Source organism: Nocardia sp. NPDC051981, from assembly GCF_040680715.1.
GTDB lineage: Bacteria > Actinomycetota > Actinomycetes > Mycobacteriales > Mycobacteriaceae > Nocardia.
Window position 1 is genome coordinate 56,492 of sequence record NZ_JBFAXK010000001.1, and the last position, 26,171, is coordinate 82,662.

At 67.3% G+C, this 26,171-nt stretch carries 26 protein-coding genes; 6 read left to right on the plus strand and 20 right to left on the minus strand.

Going from position 1 to position 26,171, the window contains the following annotated elements:
- Positions 1-7: 7 nt before the first annotated feature.
- Positions 8-952 carry an oxygenase MpaB family protein gene (locus AB0L60_RS00270; RefSeq protein ID WP_364605206.1) on the minus strand — a complete coding sequence of 315 codons (945 nt, stop codon included), beginning with the start codon at positions 950-952 and terminating at the stop codon, positions 8-10.
- Between the two features lie 113 nt (positions 953-1,065).
- Here AB0L60_RS00270 and AB0L60_RS00275 point away from each other — a divergent pair, with 113 nt between their 5' ends.
- Positions 1,066-1,704 carry a TetR/AcrR family transcriptional regulator gene (locus AB0L60_RS00275; RefSeq protein WP_364605208.1) on the plus strand — a complete coding sequence of 213 codons (639 nt, stop codon included), beginning with the start codon at positions 1,066-1,068 and terminating at the stop codon, positions 1,702-1,704.
- A gap of 51 nt (positions 1,705-1,755) precedes the next feature.
- Here AB0L60_RS00275 and AB0L60_RS00280 read toward each other — a convergent pair whose 3' ends face one another.
- From AB0L60_RS00280 to AB0L60_RS00310, 7 genes are all read right to left on the minus strand, one after another.
- Complete coding sequence (locus AB0L60_RS00280; protein WP_364605210.1) at positions 1,756-2,889, minus strand: PQQ-binding-like beta-propeller repeat protein; 1,134 nt, start codon at positions 2,887-2,889, stop codon at positions 1,756-1,758.
- Between the two features lie 132 nt (positions 2,890-3,021).
- Entirely contained in the window at positions 3,022-4,650 is a 1,629-nt protein-coding gene (locus AB0L60_RS00285) for an alkaline phosphatase family protein (RefSeq protein ID WP_364605212.1), read from the minus strand.
- A 116-nt stretch (positions 4,651-4,766) separates the two neighbouring features.
- Complete coding sequence (locus AB0L60_RS00290) at positions 4,767-5,273, minus strand: barstar family protein (protein WP_364605214.1); 507 nt, start codon at positions 5,271-5,273, stop codon at positions 4,767-4,769.
- Position 5,274: 1 nt separating this feature from the next.
- A complete protein-coding gene (locus AB0L60_RS00295; RefSeq protein WP_364605216.1) occupies positions 5,275-5,781 on the minus strand; it encodes a ribonuclease domain-containing protein in 507 nt (168 codons plus the stop codon).
- A 253-nt stretch (positions 5,782-6,034) separates the two neighbouring features.
- Complete coding sequence (locus tag AB0L60_RS00300) at positions 6,035-6,871, minus strand: helix-turn-helix transcriptional regulator (RefSeq protein WP_364605218.1); 837 nt, start codon at positions 6,869-6,871, stop codon at positions 6,035-6,037.
- Positions 6,868-7,389 (minus strand): DUF6879 family protein, encoded by a 522-nt coding sequence (locus AB0L60_RS00305; protein ID WP_364605220.1) that lies wholly within the window; start codon positions 7,387-7,389, stop codon positions 6,868-6,870. Before AB0L60_RS00305 ends, AB0L60_RS00300 begins: the two co-directional genes overlap by 4 nt.
- Positions 7,370-7,648 carry a hypothetical protein gene (locus AB0L60_RS00310; protein WP_364605222.1) on the minus strand — a complete coding sequence of 93 codons (279 nt, stop codon included), beginning with the start codon at positions 7,646-7,648 and terminating at the stop codon, positions 7,370-7,372. Before AB0L60_RS00310 ends, AB0L60_RS00305 begins: the two co-directional genes overlap by 20 nt.
- A 275-nt stretch (positions 7,649-7,923) precedes the next feature.
- On the opposite strand from AB0L60_RS00310, the gene AB0L60_RS00315 reads away from it, so the two are divergent.
- A complete protein-coding gene (locus AB0L60_RS00315; protein WP_364605224.1) occupies positions 7,924-8,412 on the plus strand; it encodes a hypothetical protein in 489 nt (162 codons plus the stop codon).
- 100 nt (positions 8,413-8,512) lie between these two features.
- On the opposite strand, the gene AB0L60_RS00320 is transcribed toward AB0L60_RS00315, so the two are convergent.
- Complete coding sequence (locus AB0L60_RS00320; protein ID WP_364605226.1) at positions 8,513-9,319, minus strand: exodeoxyribonuclease III; 807 nt, start codon at positions 9,317-9,319, stop codon at positions 8,513-8,515.
- Between the two features lie 69 nt (positions 9,320-9,388).
- Here AB0L60_RS00320 and AB0L60_RS00325 point away from each other — a divergent pair, with 69 nt between their 5' ends.
- Complete coding sequence (locus tag AB0L60_RS00325) at positions 9,389-10,243, plus strand: alpha/beta hydrolase (RefSeq protein ID WP_364605228.1); 855 nt, start codon at positions 9,389-9,391, stop codon at positions 10,241-10,243.
- Positions 10,244-10,398: 155 nt separating this feature from the next.
- Complete coding sequence (locus AB0L60_RS00330) at positions 10,399-11,217, plus strand: SAM-dependent methyltransferase (protein WP_364605230.1); 819 nt, start codon at positions 10,399-10,401, stop codon at positions 11,215-11,217.
- A 53-nt stretch (positions 11,218-11,270) separates the two neighbouring features.
- On the opposite strand, the gene AB0L60_RS00335 is transcribed toward AB0L60_RS00330, so the two are convergent.
- Positions 11,271-11,627 carry an immunity 51 family protein gene (locus tag AB0L60_RS00335; RefSeq protein ID WP_364605232.1) on the minus strand — a complete coding sequence of 119 codons (357 nt, stop codon included), beginning with the start codon at positions 11,625-11,627 and terminating at the stop codon, positions 11,271-11,273.
- A gap of 144 nt (positions 11,628-11,771) precedes the next feature.
- On the opposite strand from AB0L60_RS00335, the gene AB0L60_RS00340 reads away from it, so the two are divergent.
- Positions 11,772-13,187 (plus strand): family 1 glycosylhydrolase, encoded by a 1,416-nt coding sequence (locus AB0L60_RS00340; RefSeq protein ID WP_364605234.1) that lies wholly within the window; start codon positions 11,772-11,774, stop codon positions 13,185-13,187.
- 79 nt (positions 13,188-13,266) lie between these two features.
- Here the strand turns inward: AB0L60_RS00340 and AB0L60_RS00345 are convergent, their stop codons facing one another.
- From AB0L60_RS00345 to AB0L60_RS00390, 10 genes are all read right to left on the minus strand, one after another.
- Positions 13,267-14,553, minus strand: a complete 1,287-nt coding sequence (locus AB0L60_RS00345) for an acyl-CoA dehydrogenase family protein (RefSeq protein ID WP_364605236.1) — start codon at positions 14,551-14,553, stop codon at positions 13,267-13,269.
- Between the two features lie 18 nt (positions 14,554-14,571).
- Positions 14,572-15,450 (minus strand): SDR family oxidoreductase, encoded by an 879-nt coding sequence (locus AB0L60_RS00350; RefSeq protein ID WP_364605238.1) that lies wholly within the window; start codon positions 15,448-15,450, stop codon positions 14,572-14,574.
- Positions 15,451-15,460: 10 nt separating this feature from the next.
- Positions 15,461-16,330, minus strand: coding sequence for a MaoC/PaaZ C-terminal domain-containing protein (locus AB0L60_RS00355; protein ID WP_364605240.1), 870 nt, complete (start codon positions 16,328-16,330; stop codon positions 15,461-15,463).
- A gap of 19 nt (positions 16,331-16,349) precedes the next feature.
- Positions 16,350-16,787, minus strand: coding sequence for an SRPBCC family protein (locus AB0L60_RS00360; protein WP_364605242.1), 438 nt, complete (start codon positions 16,785-16,787; stop codon positions 16,350-16,352).
- Positions 16,788-16,825: 38 nt separating this feature from the next.
- The gene (locus AB0L60_RS00365; protein ID WP_364605244.1) at positions 16,826-18,031 is read right to left on the minus strand and encodes a lipid-transfer protein; all 1,206 of its coding nucleotides are present in this window, start codon (positions 18,029-18,031) and stop codon (positions 16,826-16,828) included.
- 208 nt (positions 18,032-18,239) lie between these two features.
- Positions 18,240-18,887, minus strand: a complete 648-nt coding sequence (locus AB0L60_RS00370; RefSeq protein WP_354830235.1) for a TetR/AcrR family transcriptional regulator — start codon at positions 18,885-18,887, stop codon at positions 18,240-18,242.
- Between the two features lie 130 nt (positions 18,888-19,017).
- The gene (locus AB0L60_RS00375) at positions 19,018-20,166 is read right to left on the minus strand and encodes an MFS transporter (RefSeq protein ID WP_364606675.1); all 1,149 of its coding nucleotides are present in this window, start codon (positions 20,164-20,166) and stop codon (positions 19,018-19,020) included.
- Between the two features lie 289 nt (positions 20,167-20,455).
- A complete protein-coding gene (locus AB0L60_RS00380) occupies positions 20,456-21,856 on the minus strand; it encodes an FAD-binding oxidoreductase (protein WP_364605247.1) in 1,401 nt (466 codons plus the stop codon).
- Positions 21,857-22,252: 396 nt separating this feature from the next.
- Positions 22,253-23,470 (minus strand): NADP-dependent isocitrate dehydrogenase, encoded by a 1,218-nt coding sequence (locus AB0L60_RS00385; RefSeq protein ID WP_354830238.1) that lies wholly within the window; start codon positions 23,468-23,470, stop codon positions 22,253-22,255.
- 354 nt (positions 23,471-23,824) lie between these two features.
- Positions 23,825-25,318 carry an MFS transporter gene (locus tag AB0L60_RS00390; RefSeq protein WP_354830240.1) on the minus strand — a complete coding sequence of 498 codons (1,494 nt, stop codon included), beginning with the start codon at positions 25,316-25,318 and terminating at the stop codon, positions 23,825-23,827.
- Positions 25,319-25,457: 139 nt separating this feature from the next.
- On the opposite strand from AB0L60_RS00390, the gene AB0L60_RS00395 reads away from it, so the two are divergent.
- Positions 25,458-26,168: a TetR family transcriptional regulator gene (locus AB0L60_RS00395; protein WP_364605250.1), complete on the plus strand. Its 711-nt coding sequence runs from the start codon at positions 25,458-25,460 to the stop codon at positions 26,166-26,168.
- The last annotated feature ends 3 nt before the right edge of the window (positions 26,169-26,171 follow it).

Genomic DNA, 26,171 nt, shown 5'->3' on the forward strand with positions numbered 1-26,171 from the left:
CAGCTGGTCACGCACCGATTCGGTGCGACAAGGGGCGAGGATCGACCCCCGGCATGCTGGGCCGCCCGGAGCCGAGCAGGCGCTGTTCGCGGCGGGTGGCGAGTTTGTAGAGGGGGTAGCTGGGGCCGGTCATATGGACTGCCAGGGGGTTGCCGAGCAGGGGTGGGGAGAGGTGAGCGGTGCGGACTGCGCGGGAGAGGCCGCGGAAGGCGAGCTGCTCGCGCAGGCCCCAGTCGAGGTCGTACATGTCGCGGACGCGCTCGGGGAGGCTGCCCTGGACCAGGAGGGAGAAGCCGGTGAGGGCCTGCTGGATGGGGGCCGGCAGGGGATGGGCGACGCGCTGGCCCATGAGGTAGGAGCCGACCAGTTTGGCCTCCTCGGTGAGGTGGGGCTCGTCGGAGGCCAGGTAGCCGTCGAAGTAGTCGCGGAATTCGCGGTAGGTGTAGGGGGCGGCGCTGCGGGGCATGCCGAACAGTTCGCCCCAGCGCACGTAGTCCTGGTACAGCCCTTCCCGTTCGGTCGGGGTGAGGCGGCGGACCAGCAGATCGTGCATGACCTCGGCGGAATCGAAGGTGAAGGCCATGGTCATGAACATCAGATGCGGGTCGGCCGCGGAGTAGTGGGTGCCGGCCGGGTTGGCCGCGCCCGCGTCCTCCGGCATCACGCCGTCGACCGGGACGTGTCGTTTACGGGTGAAGGCCCGTGCGCGATCGGCCTCTTCGCGGGTGCCCAGGGAGACGGCCTCGAACAGGCGGCCGGTGAGGGCGAGCCGGGTGTAGGGCGTGGTCCGATGCTGGGTGTTCTCGGCGGTTCCGACATAGAGCAGCGGATGCACCGCGCCGATCACCAGCGCTCGCTGGCCGTAGGTGAGTCCGACCGCGCGCTTGCGCATGACCCTGCGGATCATCGAGTCGTCGGAGAAGTAGCCGCTCTGAGCCGCGCGTGCAGGCATCGTTGCCTCCCGGTGGGTGTGATGCGGGCCATCACATCTGGCAATAGAGTCCCCCAGATTCCAGATTCTGGCAAGACCTTCTACCAGAATCGCGGCCGTGCCAGAATCGGTTCGTGACCGGGCAACGGACCTACGGCGGCATCTCCGCGGACGAACGCCGCACCCAGCGCCGCACCGCCCTGCTCGACGCCGCCCTCGACATCCTCGGCACCCAGGGCATCGACAAGCTCACCGTCTCCGCCCTCTGCACCGGCGCGGGACTCAACGAGCGCTACTACTACGAGAACTTCGACAACCGCGACGCCGTGCTGTCGGCACTGTTCGACACCATCGCCGAGGAGCTGGCCGGCGCCCTGCTCGCCGCACTGCACACCGCCCCCGACGACCCGCGCGCCAAGGCGCACGCTGCCATCACCGCGGGCATCCACGTCCTCACCGACGATCCGCGCAAGGCCCGGGTGGCCCTGGTGGTCAGCTCCGCCACCCCCGAATTACGCACCCGCACAACGCACACCATCAAGGCGTTCGCGAATATCGTGGCGGCCGAGGGCATCGACTTCTACGGCCTCGCCGAGGGCGACCCCCTGCCCGTGATCGGTTTCCGCGCCACCTACCTGGTCAGCGGCCTGGTCCAGACCCTCACGGCCTGGCTCCAGGGCGACCTCCCCATGACCCGCGACGAGCTCATCGACGCCACCACCGATGTTTTCGTGCTGCTGGGCGAGGATCTGGCCCGGCGGATCCGTCGCTGAGCCGCGCGCTCCCCCAGCCGCCGGAATCATAGCCCCGCAGGGGAATCCGAGTCAGCGCACGATGGCGATCACGGCGGATGCGCCCGGTTCGTCCTCGGTGGATTCGACGTAGCAGTGGGCGTCGCCGACAGCGAAGGAGACCTGCGATCCGGCCTTGTCCGGAATCGATTGCGTCCAGCGGATGGCGCTGGTGTGCGTGTCGATCGCGCGAAGGGTGCGGTCGGCGAGCAGGTAGAAGGTTCCCGCGTCCGGGTATCCGCCGACATCGGCCGCGGCGCCCTGATCGGCGATGGAGATGCTCCACAGCTTGGCCGCCTCGCCCCCGGGAGTCATGGCGTGCAGCCTCTCGCCGTCACACAGGTAGTAGGCGTCGCCGGAACCGAAGACGACGCCGGCCGTGTAGGGCAGCGCGGGCGTGGTCCACAGCGCCGCACCGGTTTTCGGATCCAGGCCGGAGACGATGTGGGCGCCGTCGGTGGCCAGTACGGCGCCCTGGACCAGGCCGGTGGCGATGGTGCTGGCCGAGACCGCCGAGTCGCCCGCGCGGGACCAGGCGGTCGCACCGGTCCCGAGGTCGAGGGCGACGAGATCGCCGCCGGTGCCGGGACTCTGGTTGTAGAGGAGCAAACCGCTGTCGGGCACCGACAGGGCCTCGGCGTCGCAGGGCACCCGCCAGCGGACGGCGTTGCTCTTCATGTCGACGGCCCACGCCTCGCGCCCGCCCTTGTCGCGATCGGAGGCGATCAGATAGAGCACCTGGTCCCGCACACCGAAAACCCCGCCGAGCACGACTTCCTCGGGTGCGTCGAAGGACCAATTCCGTTTCCCCGAAGCCAGATCCACGGCCACGGCCCGATCCCCGGCGGCACCGGGTTCGGCCCCGCAGACCACGAGGGCGTTGCTCCAGACGCAGGAATGACGGCCGATCCCCGGTGTCGTGATCGGGAACCGCCACATCTCGCGTCCGCTCCGGGCCTCCAGTCCCGTGAGCACGGCGGCGTTTTCCACCACTACCGTGCCGGCGCCGTACCGCAGTCCCCGCAGTCCGCCGTCGACCTGGTATTCCCAGGCGATGCTCCCGGACGCCGCGGTCCCCGCCACCCGCCGCGGCGCGGCGCACGCGGCCGCCGCCCCGGCGACGGCGAGAATCGCCCCGTCCCGCAACACTTTTCGACGACTGATCACAACCGGACCCCACTCGCTCGACACACTGTCAGCGACTATAGGGGGAACCGCCCGCGCCCGAATACAAAACCGCCCGGCCTTTTCCAATGGATCGGGTCCACGGGATCGGGCCGGGCGGTCAGCGCATCCGGGCTAGCTCGCGGCGCCGGTCTTCGGGTCGAGCTGCAGGGCCGGCTGCGCGGCGGCCTTGAAGTCGAACATGGCGTCGAGGCTGCCGGCCTTCTCGTCGAACGAGTCGTCGCCGATGCGGCCGGTCTTCCAGTTGTCCTCGATGAACTTCAGGACCGAGGCCTGGTCGGTCACGCCGTGGTCGACGAAGTTGGCCTTCGAGTAGGGCGAGACGACCAGCAGCGGCACGCGCTGGCCGTAGCCGCAACGGCCCTGGTACTTGGCCGGATTCGTCTTGGCGTCACCGCAGACGCCGGGGCCGCTGTAGCCGTCCTGCTCGGAGGCGGAGTTCATGACCAGCTTGGGCGCCGTGTGGTCGTACCAGCCGTCGGAGTCGTCGTAGGCGATGACGACCGCGGTGTCCTTCCAATCCGGCAGCTTCTGCAGGTGATTGATGGTCTCCACCAGGAACTGCTGCTCGTCCAGCGGATCGGAGTAGGCGGCGTGGCCGTCCTGGTAGCCGGGGGCCTTCAGGTAGCTGACGGCGGGCATGCTGCCCTTGTCGGCGGCGGCCCAGAAGTCGGTCAGGTCGTACTGGTGGTTGGCCTGATCGTCGTGGCCGATCTTGTCGACCGAGGTCGGCGGCAGGTGGTGTGGGTTGGCCGTCGACGCGAAGTACTGGAACGGCTCGTGGTGCGGGATGTAGTCGCCCTTGGTGTCCCAGGCCTTGTCACCGGTCTTGCCGGTACCGCCCAGCGCCACACCGACATTGTGGGTGGCGCCGCAGACGGCCTTGCCGTCCTTGGTGTCGGTGGGCTTGAAGCCGCCCTGGAAGAAGCCCCAGCTGACGCCCTTCTTGGTGAGCAGGTCGCCGATGGTGGTGCCGCTCATCTGGACGGTGTCACGGGTGGAGCAGTCGTCGCCGTAGGGCTGCGGGTCGCCGACCACGGTGCCCTGGCCGTTGCCGGCGTTCTCCAGCACGGTGTCGGCGGGGAAGGGCTGGCCCGGCTTGGGCGGCTCCATCTTGGTGACGCCGTGGGTCTGGCCCGCGACCAGGTTCAGCGCGCCCACGGTGGACGGGCCGAAGGTGGAGGTCCAGGAGTTGTCGCTCATGGCGTAGTGCTGCGCGTAATTCCACAGCGCGGTCACCGAATTGCCGTCGTAGTAGCCCATGACCAGGCCCTGCGGGCCGTAGACCGGCGCCTTGCAGGACTTGCCCTCGGACACGTTGGTGTGCTCGACGAACTGGTCCATCTTGCCGCCGTTGAGGGCGAGCTGCTCGTCCTTGTACTCGTGGTCCTGGTCGCAGGTGACCTGCTGGTTCGGACCGCCGAGGCGCACGGGCTGCGCCTTGTTGGGGTTCTTGGTGAGCAGATCCGGCGTGAGGCCGTCCACCTTCGGCGTGGTCGGCTGCGCGGTGAACGTGGTGCCGTCGGTGTTGGCCGCGTTCGGGTAGGTGCCGAAGTAGTGATCGAAGGAGACGTTCTCCTGGAAGATCACCACCACGTGCTTGATGGGCGTCGCGGTGTCGGTGTCCGGCGCCGCCTGGCCGGACGACGACGAACATGAGGTGGCGCTCAGCGCGACCAGCGCGGCGAACGCGGCGGCGGCGCGGCTTCGTTTGCCGAAGCGACGGCGTGCCGAGGTAGGCATGGAACCCTCCAGGTCTATCCGGATCGCGTCAGGCCGCGATCGCATAGCGGAACCATTGCAGCGTCCGGGACAGTTTTGTTCGACCGCAGGTTAACTGGAGTGGAAGGTCCGGTGAATCAAGAATTTTCGGTTTCGGGGTCGAGAGCCAGGGGGATCACCGGCAATCCCGGTGGCGTGGCGTCCTGCAGGACCACCCGGAAGGGGATGCCGCGGGCCGCCCAGATGGTCGCGCAGTCGGCCATCGCCTCGGCGAACCAGTCGCGCTCGTCGGGCTGCCGGTCGAGCAGGAGCGCGGCATTGCGGATCACCACCACGTATCCCTGTGCGGCTCCGACGAATTCGTCGAGGTCACGGAGGCATTCGTCGAAGGCGTCCTTGTTCTCCCCGAAGTAGTAGGGGAATTGGAAGGCGGCGGCGAACTCGTCGAAAACCTCGGTGACCGTGCGCATCTTGCGGCCGCGCAGTTCCCGGGCGAGGTAGTCGTCCGGAATCCGGTAACGGACGCCGGAGAATTCGGCCGCGCCGATGGGCAGCACCCCGAGCACCGGGGCGGGAGCCCGTCGCTCGGCGATATCTTCGGCGGGAGCGGAGAGGAACTGCGACAGCGGCATCGGCTCGGTCATTTCAGCGCATCCTCGTAAAGGTCTTGTAGTGGTCCCCCGTGTAGTAGGCCGAACCGTCGCTGCCGGTGATGATGCGCTCGGCATCGCGGGTCTGGCCGGGCTGCTTGGGATTCACATCCCATTCCTGATAGCTGATCGCCTTGCCGGAGGCGTCCTTGCGGGGCAGGCTAGCGTCCCGGTTGTTCCAGGTGTCGCCGCCGTGGGTACCGGGCGCGTTGGCGGAGCCCGGCCAGCGCCCGGCGTCGATCTCGACCAGGGTCTTGTACGCCTGATCGGGCACGCCGGCCACCTTGGAAGGCGGGGCCGCTTGATCGGCCACGCCGGGAGCCGGTGTCACACCACCCGGCTTTGCGGTCGTCTTGACCACCGATGTGACAACGGATTTGGCGCTACCCGCGTTGTTCGGATGGTCGGTATTGATCCGGTTGGCGACGATAGCGGCGATCAGCGCGAGCACGGCCACGCCCAGCGTCAACCAGGCGCTCTGCTGCTTGGACAGCTTCTTCATCGGATCGACTCGGTTCCGCAAACCAGAGCATCCCTGTTGACCAGGTAAGAAGCCGTACTGCCGACCCGTTTGAGTGCCTTACTGATTGCTCGGCTATCCGTCATGACTGACGAATCTACGTCACCACCCGGCAGTCGGAGCACCGCCGGAACCGTGTGTGATGGAGAGGATCAGACAGCGGCCGTGGTGACCATCGACCTGGATGTTTCCGCCTTGAATCGGTGGCGACACACCCAGAGGTTCGCGGCAACCCTCAGCGGGACCGTGCTTCGAGCGCTCGGCGGATAAGCCGCCGGGCAGGCTCGCCCGTCACCGACTGGTTGGCCAACACGTCGAATGCCCTGCCGTACTGGGCTATCTCTCTCGGCTGAGTGACTGTGAGTTCGGCCGTCACGGTTTCGACCATGACCCTGGAGTTGTCGAACAGCGCGAAGTTCGTCATCGACACCCGGTACGGCTCCTCAGCGGGAACGATGCCGAGAACAACTCTGGGCATACCCACTACGGCCAGCAGCCGATCCAATTGCCCGATCATGGTCTGATCGCTGCCGACCGTGGTTCGTAGGGCTTGCTCGGCTATGACGAAGTGGAACCGATGGTCCCTTCGATACAAGATCTGCTGCCGTTCAAGGCGTTTCGATACCCCCTCGTCAATATCGTTCGGAACCTGCTGGAACTCGATCACGCTTCGTAAGACGCCCTCGGCGTACTCTGCCGTCTGGAGTAGGCCAGGGATCAAGAACGGGTGGTACACCCGCATAACCTCGGTCTCGGCTTCGAGCCTGATCGAGGCCTGCTGCCTCCGCTTCGTGCCGGTCCCGAGCACGCGCCTCCATTCAAGCCATGCGGCTTCGATATTCCGCAGAGTGGCTATCAGGTCCGGTACCTGGTTCTCAGCGCCTGTATGAGCACACCAGACGCGGATATCGGCATCTGTGGGTTTGGTCCTGCCGTACTCGATCTTCGGGACCTTGGTCTGATGCCAGCCTGCGCGCCGGGCAAGCTCACTGCCCGAGATACCCGCATCCAAGCGAAGCTCCCGGAGCCGGGCCCCGAGAGCTTCCTTGGCCTGATCAAGCGAATCCGTCACGGTTCGTCATATTGCGACAACGGAACGGCCAGAGACCACACCCGTTCCTTGACGAATCGGATGTACTCGACAATCCGCGGATCGGTGGTGACGGCACCACCGATCCAACGCCCGTTATCTCCGGGCTCGAACACAGTGAACGCCACCACCGAGTCATCGAAGATCCACCAATCGTCGGTAGTCAGCTCATCAGAATCGATCAGGTGCCGGGGCAGATAACGCACATCTTCGCCGGCCTCCACATTGAGACGGGCTACGTGCTTCGCATAGCGGGTGTAGTCGTTGTGCGGGACGGTAACTACCCGCGCTCGGTTGACTGCTACGCCCCGGTCGGTGCTCTCGCGCACCTGGTTCAGCCACGGCTGAAACCACTCGTAGTCCTCAGGTTCCCCCGCGAGGAAACGAACCAGAGGCGGGTAGTCCGCCGGGTAGTAGTCGTCCCTGATCTCGAGGTGGAACGCTTCGCGCTTAGCCTCCCGGAACAGATTGTTGAATGCTTCACCCTGCGCTAGCAGCATTGCCGTAGAACGTCCTTCCGATCTTGGGCACCTCTATGGCTGTCTCGTTCGGATAGATGTCCATCTGTTCCAGCGATTCACCATCGGTCACCGGCGTGCCGGAGAGAGCGAAAGTCCCTCTGCCCGTATCGGTCATGGCTGCACCGATGTACGTATCCGGCTGGATGAAGCCGAGAAGCCTGTGCGGGATTTCGACAGTTCCAAGGGTGTCCGTCTTCCACCCCTGGACGACGTAGGTGTCCCGTTCCGTGTAGTACATGCTCGGGCAGCCTCCACCTTCCGAGTCGCCCTTGCCGAGGAAATGCAATCGCATGATCGGTCCCCAATCGGTTCTATGCGCGCTCATGCCCGCATGTCTCCGATGATCCTCGGCGGTAGGGCGTTTCGAGCTCGAATGCAGCAATTAGAGCATGCTCGAGCATAGGTGTGGCTTCAGTGCCGACTCGGTTCGTAGCGTCGGTACCAGGCGTCCAGGGCCGGTGTGAGAGGCCCTGTCCTGGGCGCCTCACCAACCAGGCAACGACAGGGGCGGAGATGCCGGAAGACGGATTGCCTGAATCCCCAACCGAAGCAATCGAAATGGCACGCACCACAACTGGGCCGGACAAGGCGGTGATCTACATCTTCCGGCCGTTGCTGACGACCAAGGCCGATCTGGACTGGGCGGAGTTCTACTGCCGTCAACGTGCACACAAACTCGGGCTCCGGGTGTCCTGGGTACTGGTGGCCGACAACTCGGACGCCGACCGAATGGGGATGCTGTACCGGCTCCTGCGCCGAATCGACTGTGCGGTAGTGATAACTCCGAACCTGGCACATGTCGGTGGAAACCCAAGGCGTATAACGGCTTTCGCTGACCTTCAGACCGTGAAACCTGCCGCGTGTCATCACTGGCGGACCAAGGTGCCACGCTACGAGTTGGACGAAGCGCTGGCGCTGGACAGCACCGGGGAGAGCGCCGGTTCTCCGGAGCCCGAAGGCCATTCCGATGCTCGGGAGCCGCGAGAGGAGGTGGGGCGTTGACCGACTGAACGCACTGGCCATCCGGTCGGCCGGTCAGGGGAATGTGCTCAGGGGGGAATCAGCCGGAGGGGTACCCATCTTGCGGGTACCCCGGGCTTCTTCATCGGTACTGCACCGTCACCGGTGCGTGGTCGGACCAGCGTTCGGCGTAGGTTGCGGCCTTCTCGACCACGGCCTGCTTGGCGCGGGCGGCGATCTCGCCGCGCGCCAGCTGGTAGTCGATGCGCCAGCCGGCGTCGTTGTCGAAGGCGCGGCCGCGGTAGGAGTGCCAGCTGTAGGGGCCGGGGACGCCGGGATGGAGCTCGCGGACCACGTCGACGTAGCCGGCGGCCAGCATGGACGACACCCAGGCGCGTTCCCGCGGCAGGAAGCCCGCGTTCTTGACGTTGCCCTTCCAGTTCTTGATGTCGAGCTCGGTGTGGGCGACATTCCAGTCGCCCATGATCACGAACTCGCCCGGGTGGGCCAGCATGCGTGCGCCGATGGCGTCCAGGAACCGGTACTTCTCGTCCTGTAGCGGGGTGTCGGCCTCGCCGGTGTGGACGTAGACGCTGGCGATGGTGAGATCCTCGAAGTCGGCCTCGACATAGCGGCCGAGCGTGGCGAATTCCTCGACGGGAGACCAGCTTCCATCCTGGAACAGGCCGACGCCGACGCGCACCGCGTCGGGCTGGTGCCGGGACAGGATCGCCACGCCCGCTCGGCCCTTCAGGCCCGGTTCGGCATGGCTGAGGAACCATCCGGCGTCCAGCGCGGGCGCTAGCGCGCTACGCGTTTGCTCATCGGTCGCCCGCGTCTCCTGCAGGCAGACGATATCGGCCTCGGTCGCGGCCAGCCATTCGAGCAATCCCTTGCCCGCCGCGGCACGCACCCCGTTCACGTTGCACGTAGTGATGATTTTCGCCACTTCACGACCGTACAATGCGGCTTACCGACTCTCTTCACGGACATCGAGGTCCAGGAAGGGGTGACGACGATGACGTCAGGCACCACCCGGCCCACCGCCCCACCCGCGCCCATCCGCGCGCTCCACACCGGCTCCGGCGAACCACTGCTCCTGCTGCACGGATTCATGCTGTCCCCGCATTGCTGGGAGCAGGTGGCACAGCGTATGTCGAGCCATTGCGAAGTGTTCGCTCCGGCCTTCACCGGGCACTGGGGCGGCCCCGAGCTCGAGGGCTGGTACCTCGATGTCAGCGCCCTCGCCGACCGGGTCGAGGACCAGCTCGACGAGATGGGCTGGCGCACCTGCCATATCGCGGGCAATTCGCTCGGCGGCTGGGTCGGCTTCGAGCTGGCCCGCCGGGGCCGGGCCCGCACCCTCACCGCTATCGCGCCCGCGGGCGGCTGGCAAACCCCCTCCGCGGTGCAGCTTCGCGTCGGGCTGAAGTTCCTGTCGATGGTGCCTTTCGTGGAGATCGGCAAGCGGCTGCCGGCCGCCGTCGCCTACGGCGGGTTCGTCCGGCAGGCGGTGGCGCTGCTGCTCACCAAGAATACCGAGGCGGCCTCACGGGCGGGCATCGAGGCGGCCATCACCTCGGCCATGCACTGCAAGGCCATGCTGCCGATGCTGGTGAGCGGCCTGCGATTCCCGGCCCTCGAGCACCTGGCCACGCTGCGCACCCCGGTGCGGCTGCTCATGTGCGAAAACGACCGGATCATTCCGAATCGCCTGTACGCCCGCCGTTTCCTGGAGGAACTGCCGGAGTCGGCGGACCGCATCCTGGTCCACGACGTCGGCCACGTTCCCATGCTCGAGGCGCCCGACCGCATCGCGACCCTGATCGCCGAGCACGTCTACGCCAGCCGCACCCGCTTGCGGGCCGTCTGACGGGCGCCGAATCACCCACGCTCGCAGGCACGCCCAGTGTTACCTGGAACCACGCACCCGAACTCGTTCAGTTACATAGGATTACGGCGGATCCACGTCGCCCCGCCCGGAGCGAAGCGGAGGGCAATTCGATACTGACAGGGGTGTGTGGAGAGATGACGGAACAACCGCAAGTAGACCAGTCCAAACCCAGTATTGCCCGGGTGTACGACTATCTCCTGGGCGGCAAGGACAATTACGCGCCCGACCGGGAGGTCGGGGACTTCTTCATCAAGGATCTGCCGGGTTCGGTGGATATCGCGTACGCGAATCGGAATTGCCTCGTGCGCGCCATCGGTGAGATCTCGCGCGCCGGGATCAAGCAGTTCGTCGACATCGGCAGCGGCCTGCCCACCGCCGACAATGTGCACCAGGTGGCGCAGCGGCACCAGTCCGAGCCGCACGTGGTCTATGTGGACAACGACCCCATCGTGCTGGCGCACGGCCGCGCGATTCTGGAGACGGACGAGTTCACCACCGTGATCCAGGCCGACCTGCGCGATTCCGAGGCCATCCGCCACCATCCGGAAGTGGAGCGGCTCATCGACTTCTCGCAGCCGGTGGCCATGATCTTCAGCGCCATCCTGCACCACCTCAACAATGACGAGAAGCCCGAGCAGGTGGTCCGCTACTGGGCCGACCAGATCCCTTCCGGCAGCATGCTCTACATCTCCCACTTCCGGTCCGGCTTCAACGAGGAGACCCGGGTCGCCGAGCAGAAGTTGCAGGCCACCTTCGGCCGCGGCCGCTGGCGCACCGATGAGGAGATCCTGGGCCTGTTCGGCGATCTCGAAATCCTGGAGCCGGGCCTGGTGCCCTGCTCCCTCTGGCGCCCCGAACCCACCGCCGAGGGCGTGGCCCGCATCGGCAGCGACCACCACGACCTCACCGTCTGGGAGCAGCTGATCTCCGCCGCCCTCTCCCGCAAGCCCTGAGCGCCGGAACCCCTTGCGCCGCCCGTTGATCGCAGCACGCGATCAGCGGGTGTTCAGTCGAACCACTCCGGATCGCCCGCGGCGATGAGCTCGCGGAGAACGGCCGGATCCGCGAGCGCGTCCCGCAGCAACGCCCCGAGCGCCCGCAGCGCCGGCGCGTCCTGGCCATACGCGACGAACGTGCCCGCCTCGGGGTCGAAGCTCACCCGCTCCCCTACCCCGGCCTCCTGTGTCGCCACCGCCGACCGCGCCACCCCGGCCCAGCCGTAACCGTTTCCGTCGTAACCGAATTCGGCGAAGACGGGTTCGGTGGCCAGCATGTGGTTGTCGGACAGCATCAGGCAGTAGTGCCCGGGCTTGTGGTCGTGTTCGAAGAACACCAGCGGAGCGAAACTCTCACGATCGGTCACGCCCCGAACCCTAGCCATGGCCCCCGACAAACCGATATTGAGTGAAACACCATCGTGTTGGACGTATGACCAGTAAGGTTGGGACGGCCACCCGGCCACGCGGCAGGGGGCCGCGTCCGAAGCACTGTGGGAGATTTCGCTGAGATGAGAACTGCGCGGGTTCTGTGTTCGGTCCTGTCGGCACTGGCCATCGTGTCCAGCGGGTCTGCCGTGGCCGGGGCGGCGCCGGCCGACAGCGGCTCGGGGTCCGGAAGCGCCGGCTCGGGGTCCGGGAGTTCCAGCGGCTCCGGGTCGGGCAGTGCCAGCGGGTCCGGGACCGGGAGCGCCGGCGGTGCGCCGACCAGCGTGCCGTCGCTCGGCCCCGACTTCATGTGGGGCGTGGCCATGGCCGGATTCCAGTCCGAAGGCCATGCGCCGGACAGCAACTGGAGCCGGTACGCCAATTCCGGCAAGGCGCACGACCCATACGGCAATTCGGTCGACTTCTACGACCGCTACGCCGAGGACATCGATCTGGCGGCCGGGATGGGCCTGAAGGTGTACCGGCTCAGCATCGAATGGGCGCGGGTGCAGCCGCAGCCGAATGCGTGGGACGAGAACGGCTTTCGCTTCTACGACCAGGTCATCCAGAAGATCCGCGCGGCGGGGATGCGGCCGATGCTGACCCTCGACCACTGGGTGATCCCCGGGTGGGAGGCCGATCTCGGGGGCTGGAAGAACCAGGGCATGGTGTCGGACTGGCTCACCAATATGCGCAAGGTGGTCGACCGATACGCCCCCGACGACCCGATGTGGGTGACCATCAACGAGCCCATGGGCTATGTCGCGCAATCGATCAAGATCGGCGACATCGGCGTGCTCGACGCGCTGCCGATGTTCGACCGGCTGGTGCAGGCGCACACCGCGATCTACGACTACATCCACTCCCGCCAGCCCGGCGCGCGGGTGACCAGCAATATCGCGCAGTACCCGATCGTGCAGAACCTGACCGACCTGCTGTTCGCCGACCGTATCCGCGGCAAGCTCGACTTCATCGGCGTCGACTTCTACTACGGCGCCTCCCTGACGCACCTGCCGAGCACGGCGCTGCTGGGTGACGAACTGTGGAAGAACGCCATCGAACCCGAGGGCATCTACTACGACCTGCGCACCTACACCGAGAAGTTCCCGGGCCTGCCGATCTACGTGGTGGAGAACGGACTCCCCACCGACAACGCCGCCCCGCGCAGCGACGGCTACGACCGCGCCGACCACCTGCGCGACACCGTCTACTGGCTGCAACGCGCCAAGGCCGACGGCATCGACGTGATCGGCTACAACTACTGGAGCCTCACCGACAACTACGAATGGGGCAGCTACTCACCGCGATTCGGCCTCTACACCGTCGACGCGAAAACCGACCCCACCCTCACCCGCCGCCCCACCGACGCGGTGGCCGCCTTCAAAACCATCACCGCCCAGGGCGGCGTCCCCGCCGACTACCGCCCCACCCGCAAGCCCGCCCTCTGCTCCATCATCCTGCCCTTGGAGAGCTGCCTGCGTCCGGTCTCCGTCCCGTAGATCGCTACTTCGAACGCGCCGAGCCCGGCGTCCGGGGCCGCCACCGGCGACTGGTGGCGGCCCCGGACTTCATGCGCGCCTAATAGGCGAGCAGTCCCTTGGCGACGTGGGTCACCTGGATCTCGTTGCTGCCCGCGTAGATCATCAGCGACTTGGCGTCGCGGGCCAGCTGTTCGACGTGGTACTCGGACATGTAGCCGTTGCCGCCGAAGAGCTGGACGGCGTCCATGGCGACCTCGGTGGCGATCTCCGAGCAGTACAGCTTCATGGCCGAGGCCTCGGCCAGCGTCGGCGGCTTGCCGGCGCGGGAGCGTTCCAGGGCGTGGAAGACCATGTTCTGCACATTGATCCGGGCGATCTCCATCCTGGCCAGTTTCAGCTGGACCAGCTGGAAGCGGCCGATCTCCTGCCCCCACAGCTTGCGCGTCTTGGCGTAATCCACACAGAGCCGGTGGCATTCGTTGACGATGCCCAGCGCCATGAAGGCCACGCCGATGCGCTCGGCGGTGAAACTCGAACGGGCGCTTTCCCGTCCGTCGCCGCCCTCGTGCTGCTCGGTCTCGCCGAGCAGCCGGTCCCGGCTCAATCGCACATTGTCGAAGAACAATTCGCCGGTGGGTGAGGCGTGCAGGCCCATCTTCTTGAACGGCTTGCCCTGGGTGAAGCCCTCCATGCCCTTGTCGAGCACGAAGGTCAGCACCTTGCGGTCGCGCTTGGCCGCGGCCGTCTTGGATTCGGGGGTGCCGTCGCCCTCGTCCAGCTTGGCGTAGACGATGACGGTGTCGGCGTAGGGACCGTTGGTGATGAAGGTCTTCTGGCCGTTGAGAATGTAGTCGTCACCGTCGCGGCGGACGTAGGTCTTCATCCCGCCGAAGGCGTCCGACCCGGAGTCCGGCTCCGTGATCGCCCAGGCCGCAACCTTTTTCATGGTCACGATGTCGGCGAGCCAGCGTTCCTTCTGAGCGAGGGTGCCGCGCGAGAGGATGGTCGTAGCACCGAGACCGATGCTCACGCCCATGGCGGTGACCAACCCCAGGCACACCCCGGAAAGCTCGCTGACAAGCACCGCCATCAGCGATTCCTGCCCGGAGAAGGGCCCGCCGTCGCCACCGGTCTTCGCCTTCTTCTCCGGCAGCGACTCCCCGGCTGCGAGTGCCTCCTCCCGCTTGCGTTGCTTGGCGAGCAGTTTGGCGACCGTCTCCGAGCCCAGCGCGTCGATGCCGAACTCGGCGAACAGCTTCCGGATGATCGGATACGGCAGCATCTCGCCGCTGTCGAGGGCGTCGAGGTGCGGGCGCACCTCCTTGTCGATGAAGCTCCGCACCGCGCCGCGGATCAGCTCATCGGTCTCGGACCATTCGAACATCGTTGTCCGCCTTCCTGATTACGGCAGTCGACCGGCGATATCGTCGATGGACCAGGGCCCTTCGGTCTCGATCGTCTTCACGTCGTGCCAGCCCGCCAGTTCGGAGATCGCGCCACCCTGCACCCCGAACACCTTGCCGGTGATCGGGCACTTCTCGGTGGCAAGATACGCCACCAGCGGTGAGATATTGGCCGGACTGAAGGCATCGAACTCGCCTTCTTCCAGACCGGCCTGCTGCGCGGCCATCATCTCGCCCATGCCCGGCGTGGCCAGGGTGAGCCGGGTGCGCGCGATCGGCGCGATGGCGTTCACGCGCACGCCGTAGCGGGCCAGCTCATCGGCCGCCACCAGGGTGAGCGCGGCGATGCCGGCCTTGGCCGCACCGTAATTCGCCTGCCCCGCATTGGGGACCGTGGTGCCCGACGCGGACGCGGTGTTGATCACCGCCGCGACCGGCTGATTGCCCGCCTTGGACTGCTCCTTCCAGTACCCGGCCGCGTGCCGCAACACCGCCGCGTGCCCCTTGAGGTGCACGGCCAGCACCGCGTCCCACTGCGACTCGTCCATGCCCGCCAGGAAGGCGTCGCGCAGGATGCCCGCGTTGTTCACCACGACATCCAGCCGCCCGAACTCCGACACCGCCTGCTCCACCAGGTTTTTCGCGCCCTGCCAATCGGCCACGCTGTCGGTGTTGGCGATCGCCCGCCCCCCTGCGGCGAGGATCTCGGCCGCGACCTCGTGTGCCGGGCCGCTGTCCGCGCCCTCACCGGCATTGCTGCCGCCGAGGTCGTTCACCACGACCGCCGCACCCTCCCGCGCGAACAGCAGCGCGTGTTCCCGGCCGATCCCGCGGCCGGCTCCTGTGATGATGGCGACCCGTCCGTCAAGTGCACCCATGAATGTCTCCCTACGAGTTGTCGGAAATTTCGGCCAGGCCGTCGCTGAGGACGGTGTCGTCGCCGCGGACCGTGCGGAAGGCGTAGGTGGTGACCCCGTCGGCCGAGCCGACCTTCCAGATCTGGGTCTCCAGGTCGTCGTCCGGGAACACCATCTTGGCGAAGCGCACCGCATACCGTCGCAGCCGAGCCACATCCGAGCCCGCGACCTGGGTCAGCACCCCCCACGACGACATGGCCATGGTGCAGAGCCCGTGCGCGATGATGCCGGGCAGGCCGGCGTCCCGGGCGACCTGATCGTCCAGATGCAGCGGCACCGGATCACCGGAGGCGGGCGAATACCGGTACGTCTGATCGGCGTCGACGTGCGCGGCCACCGTGGCCAGCGGCTCCCGCTCCAGCAGTGCCGGATCGAAGCGGTGCGCCGGAGCCTGCTCGCCCGCCTGCTTGCCCGCGTCGACATTGCGGAAGAACGCGGTCAGATACTGCTCGTTGACCAGTTCACCGGCCTCGGAACGGCATTCGATGCGGATGGTGATGGTCGAGCCGTTGTCCTTGCCCTCGAACCCGATGGCCTTGGCTCGCGACACCAGCTTGTCGCCGGGCCGGATGGGCCGGTGGAAGTGGAAGTCCTGCTCCCCGTGCACCACCCGCCCGAAGATGTTCATCGGGGCCACCTCGACGACCGGCATCATCATGGCCTCGAACACCGGCACGATGGCGAAGACGGGCGGGGCCGCATCGCCTTTCAGGTGCGCGGGAATGGGATCGTTGGTGGCCGCGGCGTATTCGGCGATCCGCTCGCGCGTGACCTCGAACGCCTCCTCGTCGGACCACGAGCCCAGTCCCGACTCATCGAATTCGACAGCGGTGGAAGTCATCTCGTGCGTCGCCTCGCCGTCAGGCCGCCGTGGCGAGCGCATCGAGCGCGGCGAGAGTCTTGTCCAGCTGCGTGAGGCCGTCCTTCTCCACCGCCTTGCCCAGCGCCCCCTTGATCAGCGCGCCCTCGAAATCACCGGACACCGAGAAGCGGCTGCCCGCGCCCTCGGGGGTGATGTCGAAGGCGAACTGCACCTTCACCCCGGCCATGCCGGTGCCGCTGAGCACCAGCCTGTTCGGGGTCTCGACGCTCTCGACCACCCACTCGATCTTGTTGGCCATGCCGAGCATCATGATCTTGGCGGTCAGCTTCGCGCCCGGTGCCAGCACGGCCGGCGGCTCCTCCATCCAGCGCTCGTGGATGGAGAACCATTTGTCCCAGGTCTGCGGGTCGGAGACCACGGCCCACAGGCCGTCGGGCGAGGCGGTCAGGTCCTTGGAAGCTTCGATGTGTCCCACGGGATTACCTCTTCGTAGTCGGGGATGGAGGGTGCCGATCAGCGGTCGGCGCGCTGGTAGGCAGTGACGACGGCCGCGCCGCCGAGCCCGATGTTGTGCTGCAGGGCGGCGGTGACGTTGCCGACCTGCCGCTTGTCGGCGGCGCCGCGCAGCTGCCAGGTGAGCTCGCTGCACTGCGCCAAACCCGTTGCGCCCAAAGGGTGTCCCTTGGAGATGAGCCCGCCGGAGGGGTTCACCACCCACTTGCCGCCGTAGGTGGTCGCGCCGGAGTCGATGAGGTGTCCGGCCTCGCCCTCCTTGGCCAGGCCGAGCGCCTCGTACAGCAGCAGCTCGTTGGCTGAGAAGCAGTCGTGCAACTCGATGACCTGGAAATCCTCGGGGCCGAGCCCGGCCTGCGCGTACACCTTCTCCGCCGCCCGGACATTCATGTCGTAGCCGATGAGGTTCTTGGCACTGCCGTCGAAGGTGGACTGGAAGTCGGTGGTCATGGCCTGGCCGACGATCTCGACCGCCTGCCGCGACAGATCGTGGCGGTCCACGAATTCCTCCGAGGCCAGGACGACCGCGCCGGACCCGTCGGAGGTCGGCGAGCACTGCAGCTTGGTGAGCGGGTCGTAGATCATGCGCGAGCCCAGGATGTCGTCGAGTGTGTACTCGTCCTGGAACTGTGAATACGGGTTGTTCACAGAGTGCTTGTGGTTCTTGTACCCGACCCTGGCGAAGTGCTCGGCGGTGGTGCCGTACTTCTTCATGTGCTCGCGCCCGGCCGCGCCGAACATCCACGGGGCCACCGGAAAGAGCACCTCGGAGATCTCCGCGAGCGCCATGATGTGGCGCGCCATGGGCTGTTCGCGATCGTCCCAGGTGGAGCCGAGCGAGCCCGGCTGCATCTTCTCGAAGCCCAGCGCCAGCGTGCAGTCGGCCAGCCCGCCCCGGATCGCCTGTGCCGCAAGGTAGAGCGCGGTCGAGCCGGTGGAGCAGTTGTTGTTGACATTGACCACCGGAATGCCGGTCAGGCCCAGTTCGTAGACGGCGCGCTGCCCGGAAGTGGACTCACCGTAGACGTAGCCGACATAGGCCTGCTCGATCTCGCGGTAGTCGATTCCGGCATCGGCGAGGGCCTTGGTCCCCGACTCACGGGCCATGTCCGGGTAGTCCCAGTCACTGCCATCCTCGTTCTTGCGCCGCCCCGGCTTCTCGAACTTCGTCATGCCGACGCCGACGACGTAGACCTTGTTCGTCATCGAACTCCTCACATAGGGGAATGAAAACAAACATACAAAGCTGTATGTAAGTAGGCAAGAGGGAGTCGCGATTCTCGGCATCGAGCACAAGATCGGCAGCTCCGACGGGCACGCCCGGACATACCGCCGATGCGGTGACCCCACCCGCGCGAGCGTCGAAGGCCCCCGCCGCACACCGCGGCGAGGGCCTTCGGGCCGAACCGATCAGCTATTCGCCGGCGATCCGGAAGTCGGGCATCCGCGCCTCGGCCGCCAGGCGCAACTGCGCCGAGGCCCGCAGCCAGCGCCGGTGCGCCCGCTCGGGATCGGGAGAAATGAAGTTGGTCACCAGGATTCCGCGCAGCGTGTCCATCGCGGTGTAGGCGAAATCGCGAACGTTCTTGCGGTCCAGCTCATTCGGCACCAACTGCGCGACTGCCAGCAGCACCGCGTTGTTCACGAACGGCTCGACCTTCTCCATCTCGACCGCGAGCACCCGATCCGTGCGGCTGGCCACCCACAATTCGATGGCCGCGATGAACAGCGGGCCCTGATGCAGCTCCCACATGGCCTCCAGGGTGGCGCCGATCGGATCGTCGCCGCTGCGGACCCGCCGGATCTCCTGCATGGCCGCCTCGGTGCGCCGCTGCGCCAGATGACTGATCGCCGCAACCACCAGCTCGCTCTTGGAACCGAAATGGTGCACCTGCGCACCCCGGGTCACGCCCGCGCGCTCGGCCACCCGCGGCGTCGTCGTCCCGGCGTAGCCGTACTCGACGAGGCAGTCGATGGTGGCGTCCAGCAGTCGCGTCCGGGTCTCACTGCTGCGCTGCTCCTGGGTGCGGCGCGGGGGTTTCGAGACGGCGGAGCTGGTCATGGGAGGATCTTACACTTACATACAACTGTGTATGTTCGCGCCGGGGTTGCGGGCCGGAGTCCGGCCGCGGGCGTCGGTCGCCGCGAGCGCCCCGGCCACGAGAAGCGGCTGAAAGAGCAGCCGCACCGCGTCAATGCGGCAGCGCACCGCCGCGCCGCGCTGCAACCACGGTCACCGCGAACAGCAGCGTGCCGAGGACCGCGAGACCGGCGCCCACGGCGGTGGGCGCGGTGTACCCCAGCCCCGCCGCGATCACCAGGCCGCCCAGCCACGCACCTGCGGCGTTCGCGATATTCAGTGCCGCGTGGTTGAGGGCGGCGGCGAGGGTCTGGGCGTCGTGGGCCACGTCCATCAAACGGGTCTGCAGGGCGGGGGCCAGGGCCGCGCCGGATGCACCGACCAGGAAGGCGCCAATGGCCGCGGTACAGGGATTGTGCGCTGCCGCAACGTATCCGGCGAGGATCACCACCATGGCCAGCAGGGAGATGAGGATCGCGCGATCCACGCCACGGTCGGCGAGGACGCCGCCGGCGATATTGCCCGCGACCATGCCCAGGCCGAAGAGCATGAGAACCAGCGGAACCAGGCCGACGCGGAGGCCGGCCACATCGGTGAGAGTGGTGGTGATGTAGGTGTAGACCGCGAACATGCCGCCGAAGCCGACGGCGCCGACCAGCAGGGTGAGCAGCACCTGGGGGCGGCGCAGGGCCGTCAGTTCGGTGCGGGGGTCGGTCATGCGAATGCCGTGCAGGTCCGGCACGAAGCGGGAGATGGCGGCGACGGTCGCGATACCGATCACGGCGACCACCACGAAAGCGTTTCGCCAGCCGAGGTTCTGGCCCAGCCAGGTGGCTGCAGGAACGCCGACGACATTGGCGGCGCTTAGACCCAGCATAACTGCGGCAACCGCCTTGGCACGCTGCCCCACCGGCGCCAGCGAGGCCGCCGCCAGCGACGCCACACCGAAGTACGCGCCGTGCGGCAGACCCGAGACGAACCGCGCCACGGTCAGCGTCGCGAAGCCGGGCGCGATCACACTGGCCGCATTACCCAGCGTGAATGCTGCCATCAACGCCATCAGCAGCCGCTTGCGCGGGACCCGCGCGCACAGCGCCGCGATCACCGGCGCACCGACGACCACACCCAGCGCGTAGGCCGAAACAATGTGTCCAGCAGTCGGTTCGGAGACCTTCATGGAGCCGGCGATATCGGGCAGCAAACCCATGGTGACGAATTCGGTGGTACCGATCCCGAACCCGCCCAGGGCCAGCGCCAGCATGGCGGGAACATGCCACCGCTCACGTGGCCCCGCCTCGGACGCGAAGCTGACAGCCTCGGGCGCGGCGCCGACGGGACGGTGCACCCCGTCGGGGCTCATCTCGTCGGCGGCGGATGCGGTGGTGGCGGCGGACACGGATTCGGGCACAACCAAGCGCAACACAGTGGCGAACGGTCCCGATACCGTCAGGTCCGGTGATTTCACTCACCGACCGGCCCGGATCACGGGCCGGCCCACGCCACGCGCCCGCCGGGACGCTGGTCCCGGCGGGCGGCCCGCGGGTCCCCGGTCAGACCGTGACCGGTGCGGCGACCCGGCTGGGATCCACCTCGCCGAGCGGCGGAATGACGGGAAAGTTGCTGCGGAACAAGCCATCCGGGTCGAACCGGTCCTTGATCTCCAGCAACCGCGCCAGCGTGACCGGATCGAAGACCGCGGCCGGGGTCTCACCGGAATCCAAGTAGGTGAACGGTTTCCGGCCACTGAGGTACGGACGCAGCGCATCCACCACAGCGTCACCGCGCTCGACGACGGCCGCCTCGACGTCCGCGGTCGGCGCGGGGCCGAGCAGCGACAACAGGTACGGCTCGGCGATCCCGCCCGCACAGCCCGCGTCGGCGCGCGGCCGGGCCAGCGCGCCACCCAGGTGCCGGACCTGGACCAGCGCGAGCGGCCCCACCCCGCCCTGCGGCGCGGCGGCGGCCTGCAGCGCGTCGCTCACCCGGGCGGAGAACTCGGTGAGCAGCTCACCGCGCACCCGGGCCGGGCTGGGGTCGGTCGGCTCCATGCAGACGCCGCCGACCTGCGCGGCATCCAGCGGCCGCCGGGTGTCCAGCACCGCACCCGGAATCTCGTCGAACAACCGCAGCGGACCGGTGACCGCGCCCAGCGCGACCACGTCCACGGCCACCATGGCCCGGCCGCGCAGCATCTCGGGAATCGCGGGGAACGGCGGGAATTGCAGGAGAGTCAGCCAAAGGCTCAGTCCTTCTTCGGCTTCCGCGGTGGCCTGTCGGAAGGCCGCGACAACCGCCTCGGTCCGCTCGGCGGGCCACAGTATGCGGCCGCCGAAAAGCTCGGTCGCGTCGAACAATTCGAATTCCATGCCGGTCACCAACCCGAAATCGCCACCGCCGCCGCGCAGGGCCCAGAACAGGTCGGGCTCGGAGTCCGCGGTCACCCGGCGCTGATCGCCGTCCGCGGTCACCACCTCCAGCGCCCGCACCGCGTGCGCGGCGTAGCCGCGGCTGCGCGCGAACCAGCCGACACCGCCGCCCAGTGTGTACCCGGTCACCCCGACCACCGCGGAACTGCCGCAGGCTCCGGCCAATCCGTGCGCGGCGGCCCGCTCCAGCACCGGCTGCCAGGCCACCCCCGCCTGCACCCGGGCCACCCGTGCCGCGGCGTCGATCTCGATCCCGTCCAGCGCCCGGGTCGTCACCAGCACGGTCCCGTCCGCCGCCGAGGAGGGGCTGTGCCCCGTCGCCCGCGTGCTCAGCGGCAGCTCGGCCGCCGCCGCGAACCGCACCAGCGCCGCGGCGTCCGCCGCGTCCGCGACCTCCACCACCGCCCAAACCCGCTGCCGCACGGCGAGATTCCACGGGATGCTCGCCTGTTCGAAACCCTCGTCCCCGGGTACCAGCACCCGGCCCCGCACCACAGTGCGCAGCTCGCCACCGATCGCCGTCATCGCTCCTCCTTCGCCGCCGCGCGTACCGCGGCCGAACCCCGTCTGTCACAGGGGTATTGACCGTCCGGTCGGGGTGCGTTAACCCGCTGACACGCGGCCATGCTGGCAAGGACCGTGTGAACGTTTCGTGATCACGGCCCGGGAGGACCCCGGAAACAGTTCGGGCACCCGCCCACCCACCGGTTCCGGTGGGGGCAGGTGCCCGTGTGGCGCGGTGGATGGTCCTGGCCGGGACTGTGGTCCCGGCCGCCATCTTCACCGCTTCGCGCTGTTCACGTTGGTCGGCGCGTGGGAGCTTGCGCTCCCGGGGTTTCAGGGGTGGCCCCTGAACAACCTCTTGCCCTTGGGGTTTCAGGGGCTTGCCCCTGAGAGTCCCGAGAGTAGGGAACTTCTTTTCTAGCGCAGCTCGCGAGCCAGGTTGGCGTCCAGCACGCCGAGGAACTCCTCGGTGGTCAGGTAGCCCTGGTCGCCGCCGACCAGCAGCGCGAGGTCCTTGGTCATCTGGCCGGACTCGACCGTCTTGATGACGACATCCTCGAGCGTCTGGGCGAAGCCGATCACCTCGGGGGTGTTGTCCAGCTTGCCGCGGTGGGCCAGGCCACGCGTCCACGCGAAGATCGAGGCGATCGGGTTGGTGGAGGTGGGCTTGCCCTGCTGGTGCTGACGGTAGTGCCGGGTCACGGTGCCGTGCGCCGCCTCGGCCTCGCAGGTGCGGCCGTCCGGGGTGAGCAGCACGGAGGTCATCAGACCCAGCGAGCCGAAGCCCTGCGCCACGGTGTCGGACTGCACGTCGCCGTCGTAGTTCTTGCAGGCCCAGACGTAGCCGCCCTCCCACTTGAGCGCGGAGGCGACCATGTCGTCGATCAGGCGGTGCTCGTAGGTGAGACCGGCCGCGTCGAACTCGTCCTTGAACTCGGTCTCGTACACCTCCTGGAAGGTGTCCTTGAACATGCCGTCGTAGGCCTTGAGGATGGTGTTCTTGGTCGACATGTACACCGGGTAGTTCTGCTGCAGGCCGTAGTTCAGCGAGGCCCGCGCGAAGTCCCGGATCGAGTCCTTGAAGTTGTACATGCCCATGATCACGCCGCCGTCTTCCGGCATGCGGACGACCTCGTGCTGGATCGGCTCGGAGCCGTCCTCGGGCGTGAAGGTCAGGGTGACGGTGCCCGCCTGGTGCACCTTGAAATCGGTGGCGCGGTACTGGTCGCCGAAGGCGTGGCGGCCGATGATGATCGGCTTGGTCCAGCCCGGAACCAGACGCGGCACATTGGAGATGATGATCGGCGCGCGGAAGATGGTGCCGCCGAGGATGTTGCGGATGGTGCCGTTCGGCGACCGCCACATCTTCTTCAGACCGAACTCCGTGACGCGGGCCTCATCGGGGGTGATCGTCGCGCACTTCACACCCACGCCGTGCTTCTTGATGGCGTTGGCGGCGTCGATGGTCACCTGATCATCGGTCTTGTCGCGATACTCGATGCCGAGGTCGTAATACTCGAGGTTCACATCGAGATACGGGTTGATCAGTTTGTCCTTGATGAACTGCCAGATGATCCGGGTCATCTCGTCGCCATCGAGTTCGACGACGGTCCCTTCAACCTTGATCTTGGACATGGATCTTCGTGTCCTCCTAGGAAGGTGGTGCTCCCATTGCACGGCCGGTGAGCACCGCTTGTAGCGGACCCCAGCTGTTCAACAGACAACGTATACGCATGGCGCTCGGCACGGGACCTGTGGTGCCAAGTCCACGTACGCTGTGGCGTCAAGCAAGACAAGCGTACTGCTGCTATCGATCTCACCGCTCGGGTGGCCCCCGCTGTGCGGGATTCAGTGCGGTTACCGATAAGTAGCTTTTCGCGTGACTTTACGCACTTTCCAGGATGCGAAAACCCGCGGCCCGCGGCAACCCCCAAACCCGCGGACCGCGGGATATATGTTGCCGCGACCCGCGGGTGAATAGTCGGTGGTTCAGACGCCCACGTGCACGTGCTCGGAACCTTCGAGCAGATTCTCCGGCTTGTCTCGCACCATGAACGCGATGATCGGAATGGTCACCAGGAAGAATCCCGCGCCGATCAGGAACGCGATGTCATAGGAATGAATCGCGGCCCGGGCCATCACGTGGTCGACGCCCGGATTGTTCTTCGCGAACCGCTCGGCCACCTGCACCGCGATCGTCGACAGCAGCGCGGTGCCGATCGCGCCGCCCACCTGCTGCGCGGCATTGAGCAGCGCGCTCGCGACACCGGAGTCACGCTCCTCGACCTGATGCAGGGCCGTGGTCTGCATGGCCACGAACAGCCCGCCCATGCCGAGCGCGATGAGAATCACTGCCGGCAGCACGCCCCCGGCGTAGCTGTCCCCGAAGCTCAGCCGCGACAGGTACAGCAGCCCGGCCATGCCCAGCACCGAACCGGTGATCATGAGCGGCCGCGGTCCGATCCGCGGCAGCAGCCCGCTCGCGACGCCCGCGGAGACGACGATGCCGATCGGGAAGGGCAGGAACGCCACCCCCGCCTTCAGCGCCGACCAGCCCAGCGTGATTTGGAAGTAGTAGCTCATGTTGATGAACATGGCGAACATGGCGATCGGCAGCAGCAGCGCCACCAGGAACGAGCCGCCCCGGTTGATCTCCCCCGGAATACGCAGCGGCAGTAGCGGATTCGAGGACCGCCGCTCGATGGCGACGAAGGCGGCGAGCAGCGCGACGCCCGCGATCAGCAGGGCCAGGGTGGTGCTCGCGGTCCAGCCGTCGGAGGCCGCGCGGCTGAAGCCGTAGACCACCGAGACCAGGCCGAGCGTGGCGGTCACCGCGCCGGGCAGGTCGTAGCCGCCGGTGCGCGGTGCGGGCACGTCCCGGACCACGAAGGCGAGCGCGCCCAGGAAGGCGATCAGCGCGATCGGGGTGTTGACCAGCAGGCACCAGCGCCAGTTGGCGTATTCGGTGAGCGCGCCGCCCACGATCAGGCCGATGGCCGCGCCACCCGCGGACACACCCGCGAAGACGCCGAAAGCGCGAGCACGCTCTTTGGCCTCGGTGAAGGTGACCGACACCAGCGACAGCGCGGCCGGCGCGAGCAGGGCGGCGAACGCGCCCTGCAGCCCGCGCCCGGCGAAGAGTTCCGCGCCGTTCTGCGCGAGCCCGGCCAGCGCCGACGCCCCGGCGAAGCCGACCAGGCCGATCAGGAACATGCGCCGGCGGCCCAGGTAGTCGGCGAGGCGGCCGCCGAGCAGCAGCAGGCCGCCGAAGATCAGCGTGTAGGCGGTGAGCACCCATTGCCGGTCGCCGTCGCTGATGCCCAGGTCACGCTGGGCGAACGGCATGGAGATGGTGACGATGGTGGCGTCCAGCACCACCATCAGCTGGGCCATGGCGAGTACGCCCAGGGCCCACCAGCGCGCGGCTCCGCGCCGGTCAGAGCTTTGTGATCGGTCTTCGAGTGTTGTGGTCGCGGCGGTCATGTCGTCTCCTCACGGACGGTCCGGGATCACTCCCAACCATCTTGACCCCTGCGGCCAATTGGCGTCAAGAGAAATTTGTCGCACTGCGACAGTTGGCATAATGGGACACGAGAAGCGTTCGAACCCTTACCATGGAGGCATGTCGGAGTTGTCAACTCACCTCGGTGTGATCGCACGTCACCGGCCGGGCCTGCGTGAGCGGAAGAAGGAACAGACCCGGGCGCGGATCATCGATGTCGCCCTGCGGCTGTGCGACGACCAGGGGTTCGACGCCACCACCGTGGAACAGATCGCCGACGAGGCCGACGTCTCGCCGCGCACCGTGAACCGGTATTTCGACAGCAAGGAAGACATCGTCATCGCGCCCATCGCCGATTGGGCGCGGGCACACGCGGACGCCCTGCGCGAGCAGCCGAGCAGCGGCAATGAACTGAAAGCGCTGCTGGACAGCTTCCTGTCCATCGTGGACCGCGTCGTCGACCACGACGAACCGCTGCCCTTCCGCTGGTTCCAGCAGATGCAGCGCATCATCCGGTCCACCGCCGCGGTGCGGGCGTGCAGCATGGCCGCCACCGAGAACAAGACCGAGCAGACCGCACAGGTGCTGGCCGAACGCCTCGGCACCACCGTCGCTGATCTGCGAGTTCGATTGCTGCTCGGCACCTTCCACGCCATCATGCGGGCCGGCACCGAATCGGACTTCGATTCCGGCTTCGCCGACGAGCGCCTGATCGAGTCACCGCGCCGCATGGCGGAGGCCGTGGTCGGCGCGTATCACGAATTCGTGCGCACCTGCGCGGGGCCCGCTGTGGCCAGCCCCACTTCCGAAACACCGGCGTCCGCCCGCTAGAAT